At 45.9% G+C, this 16070-nt stretch carries 14 protein-coding genes; 6 read left to right on the top strand and 8 right to left on the bottom strand.

All coding sequences use genetic code 11. The annotated features are described in order from the left end of the window. Positions 1-124: 124 nt before the first annotated feature. The 5 genes from AB6D07_RS05485 to AB6D07_RS05465 all read right to left on the bottom strand — a co-directional run bounded on the left by AB6D07_RS05485 (position 125) and on the right by AB6D07_RS05465 (position 6093). A complete protein-coding gene (locus AB6D07_RS05485) occupies positions 125-1573 on the bottom strand; it encodes a DUF1254 domain-containing protein (RefSeq protein ID WP_017096310.1) in 1449 nt (482 codons plus the stop codon). Positions 1574-1585: 12 nt separating this feature from the next. Beyond that, positions 1586-2263: a hypothetical protein gene (locus tag AB6D07_RS05480; RefSeq protein ID WP_017102288.1), complete on the bottom strand. Its 678-nt coding sequence runs from the start codon at positions 2261-2263 to the stop codon at positions 1586-1588. Between the two features lie 61 nt (positions 2264-2324). Continuing rightward, on the bottom strand, positions 2325-3863 hold the full coding sequence (locus tag AB6D07_RS05475) for a sulfatase-like hydrolase/transferase (protein WP_017096312.1): 1539 nt from the start codon (positions 3861-3863) through the stop codon (positions 2325-2327). Positions 3864-4027: 164 nt separating this feature from the next. Beyond that, positions 4028-4924 carry a LysR family transcriptional regulator gene (locus AB6D07_RS05470; RefSeq protein ID WP_050652997.1) on the bottom strand — a complete coding sequence of 299 codons (897 nt, stop codon included), beginning with the start codon at positions 4922-4924 and terminating at the stop codon, positions 4028-4030. 17 nt (positions 4925-4941) lie between these two features. After that, positions 4942-6093 carry an anaerobic sulfatase maturase gene (locus AB6D07_RS05465; protein ID WP_086968824.1) on the bottom strand — a complete coding sequence of 384 codons (1152 nt, stop codon included), beginning with the start codon at positions 6091-6093 and terminating at the stop codon, positions 4942-4944. A gap of 242 nt (positions 6094-6335) precedes the next feature. Between AB6D07_RS05465 and AB6D07_RS05460 the strand changes: the two genes are divergently transcribed. The 3 genes from AB6D07_RS05460 (at position 6336) to nfsA (ending at position 9887) form a co-directional block, all read left to right on the top strand. Beyond that, entirely contained in the window at positions 6336-7736 is a 1401-nt protein-coding gene (locus tag AB6D07_RS05460; RefSeq protein WP_017102285.1) for a DUF1254 domain-containing protein, read from the top strand. A gap of 127 nt (positions 7737-7863) precedes the next feature. Continuing rightward, positions 7864-8976: an OmpP1/FadL family transporter gene (locus tag AB6D07_RS05455; RefSeq protein WP_017102284.1), complete on the top strand. Its 1113-nt coding sequence runs from the start codon at positions 7864-7866 to the stop codon at positions 8974-8976. Positions 8977-9164: 188 nt separating this feature from the next. Then, the gene (nfsA, locus tag AB6D07_RS05450) at positions 9165-9887 is read left to right on the top strand and encodes an oxygen-insensitive NADPH nitroreductase (RefSeq protein WP_017102283.1); all 723 of its coding nucleotides are present in this window, start codon (positions 9165-9167) and stop codon (positions 9885-9887) included. Between the two features lie 123 nt (positions 9888-10010). Here nfsA and AB6D07_RS05445 read toward each other — a convergent pair whose 3' ends face one another. Both AB6D07_RS05445 and AB6D07_RS05440 read right to left on the bottom strand, forming a co-directional pair. Continuing rightward, on the bottom strand, positions 10011-11543 hold the full coding sequence (locus AB6D07_RS05445) for a phospholipase D family protein (RefSeq protein WP_372140707.1): 1533 nt from the start codon (positions 11541-11543) through the stop codon (positions 10011-10013). A gap of 160 nt (positions 11544-11703) precedes the next feature. Then, complete coding sequence (locus AB6D07_RS05440) at positions 11704-12267, bottom strand: TetR/AcrR family transcriptional regulator (RefSeq protein WP_017097576.1); 564 nt, start codon at positions 12265-12267, stop codon at positions 11704-11706. A gap of 60 nt (positions 12268-12327) precedes the next feature. Here AB6D07_RS05440 and AB6D07_RS05435 point away from each other — a divergent pair, with 60 nt between their 5' ends. Both AB6D07_RS05435 and AB6D07_RS05430 read left to right on the top strand, forming a co-directional pair. Beyond that, a complete protein-coding gene (locus AB6D07_RS05435; protein WP_017102281.1) occupies positions 12328-12894 on the top strand; it encodes a dihydrofolate reductase family protein in 567 nt (188 codons plus the stop codon). Positions 12895-13033: 139 nt separating this feature from the next. Further along, entirely contained in the window at positions 13034-13531 is a 498-nt protein-coding gene (locus AB6D07_RS05430) for a hypothetical protein (protein WP_017102280.1), read from the top strand. Positions 13532-13685: 154 nt separating this feature from the next. Here the strand turns inward: AB6D07_RS05430 and AB6D07_RS05425 are convergent, their stop codons facing one another. Next, positions 13686-14567 (bottom strand): LysR family transcriptional regulator, encoded by an 882-nt coding sequence (locus AB6D07_RS05425; protein WP_017102279.1) that lies wholly within the window; start codon positions 14565-14567, stop codon positions 13686-13688. 281 nt (positions 14568-14848) lie between these two features. Here AB6D07_RS05425 and AB6D07_RS05420 point away from each other — a divergent pair, with 281 nt between their 5' ends. Further along, positions 14849-16036, top strand: a complete 1188-nt coding sequence (locus AB6D07_RS05420; protein WP_029222798.1) for an MFS transporter — start codon at positions 14849-14851, stop codon at positions 16034-16036. Positions 16037-16070: the final 34 nt, after the last annotated feature.

Here is a 16070-nt window from a genome sequence, read left to right as displayed (position 1 = left end):
TTCGACAGTTCTGAGCATTTAGTGCCTATTTCGAAGCAAATTTCACTCAATAATAAAATGCCAGCGGCATAGCCGCTGGCATTAATTGATTATAAACAAAACCTTAAACAGGCGATCTAAGTCATCACTTTATCGTGGATTTCTTGACCTTAGTGAACGGTGTCGATTTCCATTTATCGGTTCTTACCTCTTCACCGGGCGTGTACATGCGTAACACTGAATACCATTGGTGAGCGGGGATAGGTAAGAAGTTAGGATCATCTTCATGCCCTTTTACATCGCTACTCATGTAAATGGTGTAGCTGCCATCAACATTAGGCGTTAGCGTTCTGTCTCCACGGGAATGACGGTTTAAGTCATTTTTCTCCATCAATCGGCTTTCACCACTGTAGGCCGTGTATGACCAAAAACCACCCTCTTCTAGCGGTGGCGAATCGAAGGTCACCGTGTAATCATACTTACTACCATCGAGCGCACCGCCTTCACTATCGAAGAAGTCACCGCTGTACATAGTGTGTTTTGCAGGCAGCCCCCATTGGCCCATTAAGGTGCCGTAGGCGTGCTGAAAGCTTGGAACCTTGGTCATTTCATCACGAGTGCCTAACACGTCACGTGAATCATCAAAGCCCGCATTAATGATTCGTTCCAGTCCGTCTTTTTGACCAGACTCGATCATACGAAGCTGCTCTTTCATAAATGGATGATTGGCTTTGCCTAATTCAAGATCTCCTAAGCCAATGTACTCGAACAGTTCAACCAGCTTTTGGTCATGTGCCTTCATAGTTCCTTCAGACAGAATGAAATTGGTTCGTTCGACCCAATTAGAATCTTCAGGGTCTGGATACTCGCGCTCAACAGGATCTGGCCCTTTCTGACCTAAATATTCCGACAACGTCCTAATATTCCATTGATCCATTAACTTTTGAGCAGTTGCAGAATCGTCACCGCCAAGGTCCATGATTCGCCCCATCATCTTGACCAGCGGATGCTCGACATAGATGACTTGATCGACACTCGCAGGCACTTCACCTTTCCACCCTTCAACTGCATACATGAAGCTGCCGCCTTTTGTGCCTCGCTGTGGAGAGCCAAAAGCCGAGTCAGTAAAGTGCTGCATATTCATGGTATGGAACAACCAGTATCGATTGTCATCATGGTCTGGAATCGTAACGATGACAGGCTCTGCTGCTAGATCCATCCAACCCATCAAATGTAACGTGTCATTGTTAATCGTCGGGTGCGCAGTGTAAGTGTCGTCAGCAAGTATTCGAATATTTTGGAATCGATTCAAAGGGTAATCTTGCTCAACGACGGTTTTGTAAAAGTATTTGTAGGCTTCATCTATCGAGTACGCGTACTCATAGGCAAGTTGTGCCAATAGCTGATTATCCTTTTTGAGCGACGCTAAACTCGCCATCTCAACGGGGAGAGTTTCCGTCTTTATCTCCATTGCTGTTTTTGTTGCCACAGCTACGCTCGTCGCGTCCACGGATTGGCTCGCGAGTACCGGAGACGGAAGTGCAACCATGAAAGCACAAGCCAGTGCTGTCGCAAGTATGTTTTTTTTCATCATTTAATGTCCTAACTAAAAACGAGTACGGAAGGTGATCCAAGTGTTGTTGTCAGTATCACCACTAAAGATGATGATGTTGTCACTATCGACCTTGTAGCCCAGTTGCATTTCAGCAGAGAAATCTCGTGTGTTCTCACCATCTAATCCGTAGGTGTATTGTGGAGCGAGTAGAAGATAAAATTGGTCAGCAAAATCGTACTTTAAGTAGTTAATACTGCTGATGATTTGCGTGTCCTCAAACTGATTACTCTCCTCCCACATTTGTCCGTACGTTAGGGCGCTGTACAGGTTAACCTTATCGCTCAGCTTGAACGACTGCATGATGCCCGCCGACGCATAGTTTGAGGTTATGCCATCGTTGGAGAAGTCGTGTCCAGCATCAACAAACAAGCCAGTGCCCGTTTTCTTGTTGGGTGTGAAGAATCGTGCTCGATAGTTTTCAAAGTTGTTTTTGCCTTCCAGCTTACCCAACACACCCCAATCGCCACGATTCACGCCAAGCTGGAAGGTAGCGCCAAGCCCTTTATTGCCCGCAATAATTTCACCTCCCGTATAAACAGCCATTGGATCAGCCATGTCACTGGCAGGTTCTTCTTGAGCGGAAACACAAAATGCAAAGGGGATAAGCGCAAAGATAGAGAGTGTAAAAGTGGAAAAGGTGCCCGTGAGCAGACGTAACGGTTTCTTCATATTATTGTCCGATAGTAAGGTGCGCTTGTTACAGCACACCTTGTATTAGTCGTATTTGGCGTTAGTCAGCAACCACTGATTTGTCTGCCATACCAATACCACCGGCTTTCTGTCTTGGTGGAAACGCTTTGAGTGACTTCTGATATTCCGCCGCTGATTTTTGCAGCTTTGGTAGTACCCAAGACTTCTCTTTCATCCATAAGAACCAACCACGAGTATCAGGGCTACGCTCATAAGGATCAGCCTTGATGTTGATGAGCATCCCTAGTGGCCACTCTTCAGGAGGCGCAATCCACTCCGTTTTGGTTTTTAGGTGCACTTTCCAATCATCAACTCGGAACGCATTCAAATCTTGCTCGTTGTAGAAGAAGAACTCATGGCGTTGGCTCGGCTCACCTTTGGTCAACATATCCAGCTGGTTATAACCATCCAAGTGGACTTGATAACGCTCGCCGTTTAACTCTTTTCCATCAAGCAGTTCTTGCTTAATGTCGCCTTCACCCACTGCAGCCATAATGGTTGGCACCCAGTCTTCAGAAGTCATGAAGCCATCGGTGTATTCACCTTGAGGGATTTTATCTGGCCAGCTGACCAGCATTGGTACACGGAAACCGCCATCCCACGTCGTGCCTTTTTGACCACGGAAAGAGGCAGAACCACCATCAGGCCAATGATCTAGGTTTACGCCGTTGTCTGAGGTAAACAAGATTATCGTGTTATCAATTTCACCAAGATCTTCTAACTTATCGAGTAATACACCGATCTGGTCATCAAGTTCAATCAAGCCATCGTAATACGTGTTGATTTGGCTCGCGCCTTGATACTCAGGACGCACGTGTGTTTTTTGGTGCATACGAGTCGGGTTGTACCACATGAAGTAAGGTTGTTCGTCTTTCTCTGCTTCATGTCTATCGAGCCAATTAGTAGCAAACTCCAAAAATTCGCCATCAACGGTTTGCATGCGTTTAGAGCCTAAAGGACCTTTATCTTCAATCGTTTGCTTTCCAACCACACCAAACCTTGGGTCTTCTTGCATGTCCACACTCTCGGTAGCGATGGTGTGAAGAACATTACGAGGGCGACCTCTGAAGTTAGGGTCTGTTGGGAATTCCGGCTGTTCAGGCATCTCCATAACGTTGAGGTGGTAAAGGAAACCGAAGAATTCATCAAAGCCGTGCACCGTTGGTAAGTGACTGTTGTTATCGCCTAGGTGACTTTTACCGACATGCACGGTCGCATAGCCTTTGTCTTTCAGCATTTCGGCTAGGGTTGGATCTTCTTTTTGAAGGCCAAGTGAAGAGCCCGGCTGACCGACAGACGTTAAGCCTGTTCGGAAAGGATATTGACCTGTGATAAAGGCAGAGCGCCCCGCGGTAGAGCTGCCTTGTGCGTAGTAATCACTGACCATCATGCCGCGCTCGGCAATTCGATCAATGTTCGGCGTATCCACTGCGCCTAAACCGCGGTGGTAGGCAGACAGATCCGTTGGGCTCACATCATCGAGCATGATGGCAACCACATTGGGTTGGCTCGCTGCGTGTACATTGACGCTCGCCAGTACCGAGAGCGCCAGAGCGGATTTAACAAAAGACTTATACATTTATAACCCTCATTCACTATGAGTAAATCGCTGAAGTCACAACGAACCATTGTTGAGGTAAATGGTATAAGAAAGAGGCCAAAAATGGCTTGATAGCCACTATTACGATTCTTAATAGTGGCCGTTAGAAAGGGGCGTTATTTAAAGGGAATAGTAGCGTGATGCTAGGATTGAATAATCGACGTGATTTCTTTTTGAAGCCAATCCGTGAACGGATTATTGCGGTTTGCTTGATGAGTAAACAGTGCCAATTCTCGACGATAGGTGTCTTTCAATAGTTCCGGCGGTAAATCGATACAACGATAAGAGTGATCAAGCAAATAGCGGCATTTAGACGATGTCACATAGATGAAGTCGCTATCTTTAACGACCTCTAGCATCAAATTCATATTGTTGCTTCTGAGCCCGATGTGTTTATCTAAGTCATATTTTTTGATCAACATTTCCGTCTTGGACGGCTGAATGTAACCAGGGATCATATTGATACAGAGTGGGTATTCCAGAATTTCCTCAAGGGAATTGCCTTGAATTGGGTGGTCAGCTCTTAGCACCAACATGAACTTATCAAAACCAACTGGGCGTTCAGTCAGGGTTTTATTGACGTCCATAGGAAGATAGCTCACTCCCCAACACATTCGGTTGGTCTCTAGGGACTGCACGCCATTATCTAACCAAGGTGAGCATTGGAACGTCACTTGCGGCGCTTCTTTGGTCAGCTTCTTGATTAATGGCACACCCACTGGGATCAAAAGCGGGGAAGGCAACATGATTTGAACCTCCCCTCTTAAATCTTCCAACCCCCACTCATCATTGGGTATGTAAAGGTTATCTAACTGCTCTAATAGCAGAGGCAAGGTTTCGATAAGCTTTAAGCATTTTGGGGTGGGTTCAAGCCTTGCTTTATCTCGAACAAACAATTCATCATCAAATTGTTCTCTGAGTTTACGAAGCATGACACTGATCGTCGGCTGACTTACGTTCAAGGCTTTGGCTGCACTCACCGTTTGACGAGTTTCATTAAGCACCAAAATGAGCCGCAGTAAGTTTAGGTCTTTGGTCATGCCCTACTCCAAATGATTTAGAAAAGTGGAAAGTACGCTGGCGAATACCCTTTTTTCATCGCTTCTACCATAGGCAATAATTTGGGTAATGCGTGCCGAAAAAACACCTCATACCCTTGGCACAAATGATTCATCGGACTGCCATCTTCGGTTGTTGCTATTCTGTTTTTAGGACAACCACCTTGGCAGAGTTCAACAAAATCACAACGTCGACAAGTGCTGTTTAACTCATCATATTTGTTGGTGCCAAACGCGATTTGTTCTGGTGAGCTCGCCATAGTTGCAAGCTTATCACTGTTCATGGTACCCAATTGATGATCTTGATACCCATAATGGTCACAACTGTAAACATTGCCGTCATGCTCAACCATTAATTGCTGTCCACAAGTCGCGCTGTGATGGCACATTTGGCTTTGGTAGCCCATCAACACCATTAAACAGTTTTCAAAAAACTGGATATACACTTTACCGACATCATTGGCGCTCCATGCATCAAACAAGTCACAAAGAAATTGCCCCCACTGCTCACCGGTTAACGACCAATCATGCCCTGTTCGTCTGTCTAACTCATGATCGATACAAGGCTGAAACTGCATGTAACCACTGCCATTTTCAACCAAAAACTGATAGATCGTTTTACCGTGTTTGTAGGTTTTATTGTTCACGACCGTTAACGTATTAAAATCAACATTGTGCTTCTTTAGGTAAGACATCCCACGCATTGTGCGTTCAAAAGACGACTCGCCATTTTTGTCGATCCGAGCGATGTCATTCAGAATATTGGGGCCATCGATACTGATGCCCATCATGAAATTATGTTTAGCAAAGAAACTCGCCCAGCGATCGTTAATCATGGTTCCGTTGGTCTGCATCGTATTCACGACGAGCTTGGTTGTCGCTTTGCTTGCCTGCGTTTTCATCGCAGCTTCATAGAAATCGAGCCCTCTTAACATAGGCTCGCCACCATGCCAGATAAAGTCCACTTGCTGATCTTTCATTGGCTGCGCGTCGATATGAGCACCGACAATTTTCTCCATCATGTCTAGAGACATTGAAGATCTTTTATCGACATCTTGTCTATTGAGATAATAGCAGTAGCTACAATCCAGATTGCACTGAGCTCCTTCTGCTTTAATGAATAAGCTAAAAGGATAAGTAGATGTGTTCATATCGATTCCCGTACTTTTTTGCCAACATATCAACCGAAAATCAATCAAACAATAGCGCCTAAAGCACCCTACCCGCACACGTCGTAGAGTCGCTTCACCACCCTAAATCAATGTCAATTAAAACAAGCACTTGAAGGCTAAAAAGAGACTATTAACATCCTTAATATCGGCTATTACACTCCTTAATCTCACTTGCTCATATGATAAATGCCGAATTCTGTTCCTACGATCTAAGGTGTTCCATGAGAAAGCTCCTCTATAAGAAAAGTGTACTGACCAGTTTAGTGTGTTCTTTGTCCAGTATTATCGCGATGCCAACCCTTGCCCAACAATCTATTAATCCTGAAGAAGAGCTCGCTTACAATCTAGGTGTTCAAGCATTTATCTATGGTACGGGTCCATTAACCGTGGCTGCGGTTAGGCAAACGACCACATCTGTTGATGCGCCGATGGACAACGCCATGGCACCATTGAATGAGATGGGTAAAACACGCGTTCTATCCGGACCTCAGGATAGAATTGTACCTACCGTCAACAACGATACGCTCTACTCACAGGCTCACTACGATCTGGATTTATCAGGTCCAATGGTGATTGATATTCCTCGCACCGATAACCGTTATTACATTGTTCAGCTATTGGATGCTTACTCAGATTCGATTGAAGATCTGCATGTGAAGAATGTCGGCGACCAAGGTTCAAAAGTGCTTTTGGTTAACAAAGGATGGGCTGGTGAAGTGCCAGAGGGGATTGATCGTGTCGTAGAGTCTCGCACTCCTATGGTTTGGTTAATTCAACGAACGGGCGTGTTTGGCGAGCAAGACCTCAATGACGCATTGGTTACTCACGATAAATTCCTCAGCTACCCACTCGGTCGACTCGGCGCAGAGCATGACATCGTAGAACTTAAAGCTTCGACAGGTCGCATCCCACCCATGGCGAGGCCTGAAGGGTTAGAGTGGTATTCATTGATTGACCGTGAGCTACGTAAAAACCCGATTCCAGAAGATGCTGCCATCGTTGATCAATTCCAGCAAATTGGTATTGGAGGATCGACCCCCTTTAACCCTGAATCACTAACTTCAGCACAGAAAAAAGGGCTAATGCGCGCGATTGAGTCTTCACAACAGATCATTCAATACGCAGGTCGAAGCATCGGTGATGTCAATAATGGCTGGTCGATGATGTACGAGGGTGGCCGTTACGGAAATGATTATCTGAGCCGAGCGAGCATCAATATGCGTGCGGCTGGTTTGAATGTGCCAGAGCGAGCACTCTATCCAAACCGATACACGGACTCGAATGGTGAGCAGCTGTCGGGAGACAATCAATATCGAATGACCATGCCAGCTGATGCACCCGCTGACGCCTTTTGGTCGTTGACCATGTACGACGCTAAAAACCTGTTCATGGTTGAGAACTTCATTCAACGCTACTCCATCTCAACCAATCGTAAAGATGAGCTGAAATACGCAGAAGACGGCACCTTGCCAATATGCATTCAATACGTAAAACCGTCCGATCCAACGTGTAACTGGCTACCAGCACCTCAAGATGACTTCTATCTTCACATGCGCCTGTATGAGCCAACTCAAGCCGTTCTCGACAATGAATATCCACTGCCACAAGTTGAAAAGCTCTAGCCCCAACTTGGTCAAGTCGATTGCCACGGCGTTCTTAATGTTCGCTCGTGGCAATTCGTTCTCTCCTCAAATACATGACTCAAACTGCTAGCAACATAACTCATACACTGAAAATGAGGTTCTATTCTTGAAAACACCTTTCATCACACTGTCTCTGTTAGTAACAGGGATAGTCAGCTCTCTCGCTCACGCGGGAGGGTTAAATCTATCTCAGATTGCGACAACCAAAAGCGTTGGCACAGCCGGCGCAGGAAACGTAACCGCGAACGATGCATCCGCCGTGATCACCAACGCTGCTGGGTTATCGGCCATTGAAGAAAGCGCTTGGATTCTCGGCGTTCAATACCTAGATGTTGAAACCACATTTGTCCGTGACGATAACTCGGCTTCGACCACAGGAAGCAGCGCGGATGTTCTCCCTCACTTATCTTACGCATCAAGGCTCAATGACCAATGGGTCGTTGGCGCAGCATTGCACGCAGCTGGCGGCACTGGCGTTAAATACTCACACGGCGTTGGCGCACACCCTGCTTTATTGATCAAAGAAAATAGCATTTCGGCACTCAACTTTACGTCGTCATTGTCATATCAGGTCAATGAACAACTGTCTCTTGGTGGTTCTTTGATATTGCAGCACGCTGCGCTTGAAACTCAAGCATTGAATGGTCGAGAGCTTCAAGGAGATAGCCTCGACCTAGGATTCGGCCTGAGTCTCAATCACCACATCAGTGACAACACACAATTGGGTGTCAGTTATCAGGGCCAATTTGATCACGACCTTTCCCTTGATAACGCCAACGCTTTTGGCATTAGCTCTGAACTAACATGGGTTCGAAGCTTAAACTTAGGGTTGAAGCATTCATTAAATGAAGACTTAAACCTTCTACTCAGCTCCAACATGGAGACATGGCAAGATTATGATGACAAATACTTAACCACCTATTCTCTTGGGGTTGGTGTGGAATACGCATACGAGGATTGGTTGCTGTACAGCGGAGTGAGCGGTGACACGAGCCCTGTAAGCAGTCAAAACAGAGATGTGTTACTCCCGCTCGATAAACAGTGGCGTATCGGATTCGGCGCTGAGAAGAAGATATCCAACGACTTACATCTAGGATTGAGCTACCAATACCAAGATTTAGGCCATGGTGAAATTAATGCTGACTCAGGACTATTTCAGCCTTCTGGCAGCTATTCGACCAACAGAGTTCACTTCATCACTTTGTCTCTTCGCCATTAAAGCGAACTCTTGAGCGTTATTCGCTTCTAGCAAGAAACCGTACAAAAAAGGATTGGCTGTGACAGCAATCCTTTTAAATTCATGAATATCATTCTGCCAACCAGAAAGGCTCGAACACCCTTTACGCTCATGGTAATTGTCGTTATTGTGATTCTCTACGTCATCATCACAAGGACTGTCTGAGAGTTATGAACAGCACGATTGAAACTATTCTGGGGCACCGCTCCATTCGTCAATATACAAATCAACCGATTGAAAAAACACAACTTGATGTGATTATTCAAGCTGGTCTCGCGGCTTCGTCATCGAGCTTACTGCAGGCTGTTTCTATCGTGAGAGTGACAGACAAAGAGAAGCGCAAACTGTTAGCCGAATACGCAGGTAACCAAGCTTACGTTGAGAACGCGGCAGAGTTTTTGGTGTTCTGTATCGACTATCAACGCCACGCTCAAATCAACCCTGAAGTGAAAACCGACTTTACTGAACTGACCCTGATTGGCGCGGTAGATTCTGGCATCATGGCGCAAAACTGCATGCTGGCTGCTGAGTCTCTAGGTTTGGGTGGCGTTTACATTGGCGGGCTGCGTAACAGCGCACAACAAGTCGATGAACTGTTAGAACTGCCACTGCACACTGCCGTGTTGTTCGGGATGTGTTTAGGCCACCCTGCACAACAACCAGAGGTTAAACCTCGCCTTCCTGCCCACGTAGTCATGCACGAAAACCAATACCAACCGCTGAGCCTAGATGACATTGCTAGCTACGATGATTCAATGCAGAGCTACTACGCAAGCCGTTCAAGCAACCAAAAGCAGAGCAGTTGGTCACAACAGATCACTCAAAAGCTGTCTGGCGAATCTCGCCCGCATATCCTGCCTTACTTGAACAGCAAGCAGCTGACCAAGCGTTAAGCCGTTAAGCCGTTAAGCCGTTAAGCCGTTAAGAGCTTGCAACAAACCACAGCAAACAGCAGCACAAACAAAAATGTCAGCGTAATATACGCTGACATTTTTATTTATCCAGAGGCGGCTAGCTTACAGATATTTCTCAATCGGTAACAATTGTAGGAAGCCTGACTGCATTCGTTCCCACTTGCCGGTTTCTGGTTCGCTGTCCCAACTTTGCTCGCCTGAATACCAATACACGTCACCGTCTTCGAGTTCCAAGCGCCAACTGTTGTCTTCACTCATCGCTTGCTCAATGGTGTCAGCTAACGTTTCAGCAATCTCTTTATTCTCGATGATCAAAACCGATTCCGTATTGAGGTAGGTAGAGCGCAAGTTGAAGTTGAATGAGCCAATACTCGCGATGCTGCGGTCGAATACGACTGATTTTGCGTGCAAGCCATAGGCCGTCTCAGGTGCACATTTCGACAAGTCCTGAGTCGATGCTTCACAAAGCTTAGATTCTGGTTTTAGCTCAAACAAGTCGATACCATGCTCCAACATATCGTAACGTCTGCCCGCATAAGCGGAGTGATTGGTCACCAGATCATTAGACGCCATAGAGTTCGTTAGCGCTTTTATCTCAACGCCCTTGTTGTTCAATCCCTGCCACTCTTCAAGCTGACCATCATCGAATACAAGGTAAGCGGATTCCAATAAGATCTCTTGTTTCGATTCGCTCGCTAATTTCCCTAGAAGAATCGCGGTCGCTTTCGGTTCATCGGTATTGTCTGAATCATCAGGGACGGGCTGATCGTAAACAAAACGCGCATTCACCCATGTCATCTCACCAATCACCTCTTTCAGTAAGCTATCCGCAGCCTTACGATCTAATGGTAACTCAGGGTAATTTTGATAATGCGGAACGACAATATTATCTATCTTTGAGAGATCAGGTTGTTCGTCATCACCCAGCATATCGACAGGGTAAGACCAACGGCTATTCCAGTACTCGACAAAGCTGGTTTGGATAGTGGTAACGACTGAGCCCATCACCAATACATCGCGGTCTCGGAAATTGATTTCATCAGAAAGGTCAAAATATTCATCACCGATATTACGGCCGCCAACCACAGACAAAGTACCATCTACGGTAAACGATTTATTGTGCATGCGGCGATTTAAGCGAGAAAAGTCACCGACAAAGCTCAGCCATTTACTGAAGCCACGGCGTGTTGGCGTTGGATTGAAGATACGAATCTCGACGTTCGGGTGCGCATCCAGTGCCGACAGCAAACCTTCACGTTCGTTGAGGTTGATATCATCCAACATTACGCGCACCTTCACACCGCGCTCGGCCGCGGCTAGCAAACGACTAGCTAAGTAGCTGCCCGATTCGTCAGAGTTCCAGATGTAGTATTGAATGTCGATGGTGTGCTCAGCACTTTCGACCAGTGCTAATCGCTGTGCCAAAGCATCCCAACCAGACTCTTGCAGACGAACCGCAGTAGTGCCTTGATCTAAAGCTTCAGGCTGAAATTCATTGGTTAGAACCGATAAAGAACTAGGTGCAGGAGAGGTTGGCGGTTCTGTTGGATGATCGATGCCTTCAGGAAGTGAAGAACACCCACCTAAAACGGCGATTAAGATTAACGTTAAACTGATGCGTTGGAGCACAGGCATGTATCTGACTTCCTTTTCACGATGGCGTCTTTAGAAACTTTCCGGACAGCTTTTCAATGAACAAGCTATTCCGATCTATTCATTGATTATTACTGCTAAAGCCTGAAATTTATAGGTAATTATCCAGTATAAAGTTAAAGGTCAGTAAATTGCCTACAGATCACTTAAGTTGAGTGAGTGCCAAACAGTATAAACTCAGCGGCTTTTCGACCATTTCAATGGTGAGTTCAGTTCGGTCTGGGTTGCAGTTCAACGCCAAAGCGTAGCCGTGTAAATAATCCACCAGCAAATCCAACGCGTTTTTGGTTTGCTCATCGGTTAACGCTAACGGGCTCAACACCGCTTCAAAGCGTTCACTAAATACTTCCATTGGCCCGAGGGATTTCATGGTCAATAAGGTCTCTAACAAGCCTCTATATTCGTTGAGCATCGACAAGTAACTCACACTGAGCCGATATAGGTTATCTTGCCAGTCTTGATTCAGCTCTGGCTGTGCCACTTCTTCAATCAAAGAAACTGTGATTGCCTCAAGCAGATCGTTTTTGTTTTTGAAGTAATAGTATATAGCCATCGCATCGACCCCGAGTTCCGTCGCCAACCCTCGAACACTTGGCACTTTGCCACTCTCTCGCATCATGCTTTTAGCAATAGTGAGAATTCTCTCTGCGCTGAGTTGGCTTGATCCACTCTTTGGTCGACCTCGTTTCTGATCCTTGACAGTCATACCGTCACCTCTTAAACTTTATTTCTACACTGTAGAATATTTTAATTTATTACCGTGTAGATGCCAAGTTTCTCATTGATATCGGAGTTAAAAATGTCAAATATTGTATTCATCGCAACCAGCCTTGACGGTTACATTGCAGACAAGCAAGGTGGCTTAGATTGGCTGCAAGCGATTCCAAATCCAGACGGTGACGACATGGGTTACAACGCTCATACTGATCATATCGATGCACTGGTCATGGGACGTAATACAATGGACATGGTGTTGAGCTTTGGCATTGATTGGCCTTACAGCAAGCCAGTCTATGTACTGAGCAACACTTTAAATGAAGTACCTCAAGAGCTTGAAGGTAAAGTATTTTTGATGAAGGGTGAGCTTGAACAGATTGTTGCGGATTTGAATAACAAAGGCTTAAAGAACTTGTACATCGATGGCGGCATCACCATTCAAAACTTCCTGAAAGAAGACCTGATTGACGAGCTGATCATCTCGACCATTCCAGTCTTACTTGGTGGTGGGTCTCCGTTATTTGGTGACTTAGTATCTCCCGTCAATTTTACATTGAAAGACGTCACGACGTACCTTGATGAGATAGTGCAAACTCATTACTTGCGTAAGCGTTAAAGCTGTTGTTGCTCTGAGGGCATGAAAGGATCAACACCGAAAACATTGTTCACGCGACGTAAGCTTTACCGTCTCTACACAAGCCTCCCCTAAAGTAGTACCCTTTATCGTCTCTCATTCTTGATGGTAGCTGGATATTATGAAGCTTTTGGTCGATCGCACTGGTGAACAGTTTTTAGAAATTCTGCAAGAATCTGGAGACACGCTGACGGTTCAATTCATTACCAATGAAGGCAGTAGAAAGGGCAAGCCATTCCAAGATAACCTGAGTGGATTGTTCCTCACAGGGTGGAAGCCGCGCACCACTTCAACCGCCATCGGATTAGAACGCTTTAAGCAAGGCAAACTTGAAGATCCCAAAGTGAGTTTCGCATTGCACCAACTCTATCCACTGGGTCGAGACGTAAAATTACCTTCCGGTGATATCGCAACTATCGCGAGTTACGCCAATACCCATGCCGATGGCTACTATATGTTTGTGCGCCTCAACGATGAGTTAACCCGACTCAAGATTACACCCGATTGGGAACTGCAACCTTCCGTTCAAAGGTTAGCCTTGCCTTATTACCCTGTGCCAAGAAGCCAGCAAGAACTCGACAATATTGACGATTTTGATGCGTGGGCGGGCGGTTTTTAAACACTGAAAGTCAGTAAACGCTATTGAGATCACATCCACCTATCGAATCTCAAGACAACAATATGTGCTCTCTAAACATTGATACGAATACCCGTTCTCAAACGATGCAAATAACGGTTTGGCTGTGTGCTGCTAAAGAGTGTTTCATTCTTTCCTACAAGCTCAAACGGGGCTGTATAAAATCAATAAACGCCGAGATACGTTTAGAGACAGAGGACGACTTGTAGTAAACCGCATTCACTCGCTCTCGATCTGTATTCGCAAGTTTGTCTTGTTCCAGAATAGGGATTAGACGCCCTGCTGCCATATCTTCCTGCACCATAAACCCCGATAAACAAGCAATACCATTTCCTGCTAAGACTAGTTGACGCACGGTTTCACCATTACTGGCTGTCACAGTAGGCGCGACATCACTTTGGTTTGGTAAAGGCCAATGGTTAAGCACTTTGTTACCCGCAAATCCCACAATTTGATGCGAGCTCAAATCTTCAGGTTTGGTGGGTAGCCCACGCTTAGCGAGATAATCAGGTGACGCCACAATATGGAGTAAGCTTTTTCCTAAAGGGCGAGCGTGCAGTGTTGAATCGGACAACTTACCGATTCGAATCGCAACATCGGTTCTCTTTTCTAGAAGATCAACAAAGCCTTCGTTGGAAGTGAGTTCCAACTCAATGTCTGGGTAAGCCTCTTTGAATGACTGCACCAACGGCACTAGCTGATGGAATACGAATGGACTGGCGGCATCGACTCTTAAACGACCTTTTGGCAACTCACCGCGCGACACGATTTCTTCTTCCGCGCTCTGAATCATCTGTAATCCCACCCTGACTGAATCGACAAACTGCCGTCCTTCTTCCGTCAATTCCACGCGTCTCGTTGTTCGGTTGAATATTGAGACGCCGAGTTGCGACTCAACCTTACTCACCGAACGAGATACCTTGGCGACCTGCACATCCAACACCTCTGCCGCCGCAGAAAAACCACCAGCATCGACAACGGTGAGTACCATTTCTAAATCATCTGAACGGGTTAACATGAGGCTCCTTCGCTATCTTCATTTTGTTTAATGTCATCTCGCTTGTGCTCATCACAGCTCAAATCATCTATGTCTTTTCGATCTCATCAGCTTAATCCAATGATCGGTTAACTCTTCAATTATTGCATATTTAACAAAGGTTATTTGTTAATAGCATCATTTATCACAAATATATTTTACTAGATAATCCTCGCCATCAAACGAAGCGCTCCTATTGCAGTCACAAGCTGCCCCATTTTATCGCGCTCGGTATTTAACAAAGAACAGTAAGAGAGATGATTATGCCATTAGCATTACTTGCATTGACGCTCAGCGCCTTTGCCATCGGAACCACAGAATTTGTCATCGTAGGCTTGATTCCTACCATGGCGAGCGACTTGAATGTATCTCTGCCATCAGCAGGTTTATTAGTCAGTTTATACGCGCTTGGCGTTGCTATTGGCGCACCAGTCTTAACGGCATTAACCGGCAAATGGAATCGTAAATCGGTGTTGCTGACCGTGATGGCATTGTTTGTCATTGGTAACTTATTGGCGTGGCAAGCTCCAGGCTATAACACGCTGATCGCCGCACGAATTTTGACTGGCCTTGCCCATGGTGTGTTCTTCTCGATTGGATCGACCATCGCGACAGGTTTGGTTTCAAAAGATAAAGCAGCCAGTGCTATTGCGATCATGTTTACGGGTTTAACGGTTGCATTGGTAACCGGCGTACCACTGGGCACTTATATCGGCCAAACCTTTGGCTGGCAAGCAACCTTCTTGATCGTTGCTCTGCTTGGTCTTATTGCTCTTATCGGTAGCGCTATCTTGGTTCCAAGCAACCTTAAGCAACCACCAGCGGCGAAGATTTCGGCACAACTAAAGGTTCTAACTCAACCACGCTTACTGTTGGTTTACGCTATCACAGCACTAGGTTATGGCGGCACATTCACAGCCTTTACCTTCCTTGCTCCAATACTGGAAAACGTATCAGGGTTTGATTCGAGCTCAATCAGCCTCATCATGTTGGTTTACGGTGTGTCAGTGGCGGTGGGTAACATCTGGGGCGGAAAAATGGCTGACAAGATGGGCCCGATTAAAGCGCTGACCGTTATCTTCTCTGGTTTAGCCGCAGTACTGGTGGTATTCAACTTTACCGCTGTAAACCCTTATGCAGCCGTTGCGACTATTTTGGTTTGGGGTGCATTTGCATTCGGTAACGTTCCGGGGCTACAAGTGTATGTTGTGAAACTGGCTGAGAAATACACACCAGACGCAGTCGATGTCGCTTCTGGGTTGAACATTGCCGCCTTCAACGTCGGTATTGCATTGGGCTCATGGGGCGGTGGTTTGATTGTCGCGAAATCTGGATTAATGAACACCCCTTGGGTAGGTGCGGTGATCGTTTTGATCGCTCTTGTTCTGACTCGATTCAGTGGTGCGTTAGATAAGAAGCAAGCACAACAAGCTGTTCCATCTAGCATCTAGCATCTAGCAAGAATAGAAAAAACAAAGCCCGAAC

This window comes from Vibrio sp. 10N.239.312.C11 (genome assembly GCF_041466065.1).
Taxonomy (GTDB): domain Bacteria; phylum Pseudomonadota; class Gammaproteobacteria; order Enterobacterales; family Vibrionaceae; genus Vibrio; species Vibrio tasmaniensis_A.
This window is presented reverse-complemented; position numbering and strand designations above follow the sequence as displayed.

Excerpts from the sequence above, each read along its gene's own strand:
- AB6D07_RS05485 (WP_017096310.1), bottom strand. The coding sequence starts at position 1,573 with ATGATGAAAAAAAACATACTTGCGACAGCACTGGCTTGTGCTTTCATG.
- AB6D07_RS05480 (WP_017102288.1), bottom strand. The coding sequence starts at position 2,263 with ATGAAGAAACCGTTACGTCTGCTCACGGGCACCTTTTCCACTTTTACA.
- AB6D07_RS05475 (WP_017096312.1), bottom strand. The coding sequence starts at position 3,863 with ATGTATAAGTCTTTTGTTAAATCCGCTCTGGCGCTCTCGGTACTGGCG.
- AB6D07_RS05470 (WP_050652997.1), bottom strand. The coding sequence starts at position 4,924 with ATGACCAAAGACCTAAACTTACTGCGGCTCATTTTGGTGCTTAATGAA.
- AB6D07_RS05465 (WP_086968824.1), bottom strand. The coding sequence starts at position 6,093 with ATGAACACATCTACTTATCCTTTTAGCTTATTCATTAAAGCAGAAGGA.
- AB6D07_RS05460 (WP_017102285.1), top strand. The coding sequence starts at position 6,336 with ATGAGAAAGCTCCTCTATAAGAAAAGTGTACTGACCAGTTTAGTGTGT.
- nfsA (WP_017102283.1), top strand. The coding sequence starts at position 9,165 with ATGAACAGCACGATTGAAACTATTCTGGGGCACCGCTCCATTCGTCAA.
- AB6D07_RS05445 (WP_372140707.1), bottom strand. The coding sequence starts at position 11,543 with ATGCCTGTGCTCCAACGCATCAGTTTAACGTTAATCTTAATCGCCGTT.
- AB6D07_RS05440 (WP_017097576.1), bottom strand. The coding sequence starts at position 12,267 with ATGACTGTCAAGGATCAGAAACGAGGTCGACCAAAGAGTGGATCAAGC.
- AB6D07_RS05435 (WP_017102281.1), top strand. The coding sequence starts at position 12,328 with ATGCCAAGTTTCTCATTGATATCGGAGTTAAAAATGTCAAATATTGTA.
- AB6D07_RS05430 (WP_017102280.1), top strand. The coding sequence starts at position 13,034 with ATGAAGCTTTTGGTCGATCGCACTGGTGAACAGTTTTTAGAAATTCTG.
- AB6D07_RS05425 (WP_017102279.1), bottom strand. The coding sequence starts at position 14,567 with ATGTTAACCCGTTCAGATGATTTAGAAATGGTACTCACCGTTGTCGAT.
- AB6D07_RS05420 (WP_029222798.1), top strand. The coding sequence starts at position 14,849 with ATGCCATTAGCATTACTTGCATTGACGCTCAGCGCCTTTGCCATCGGA.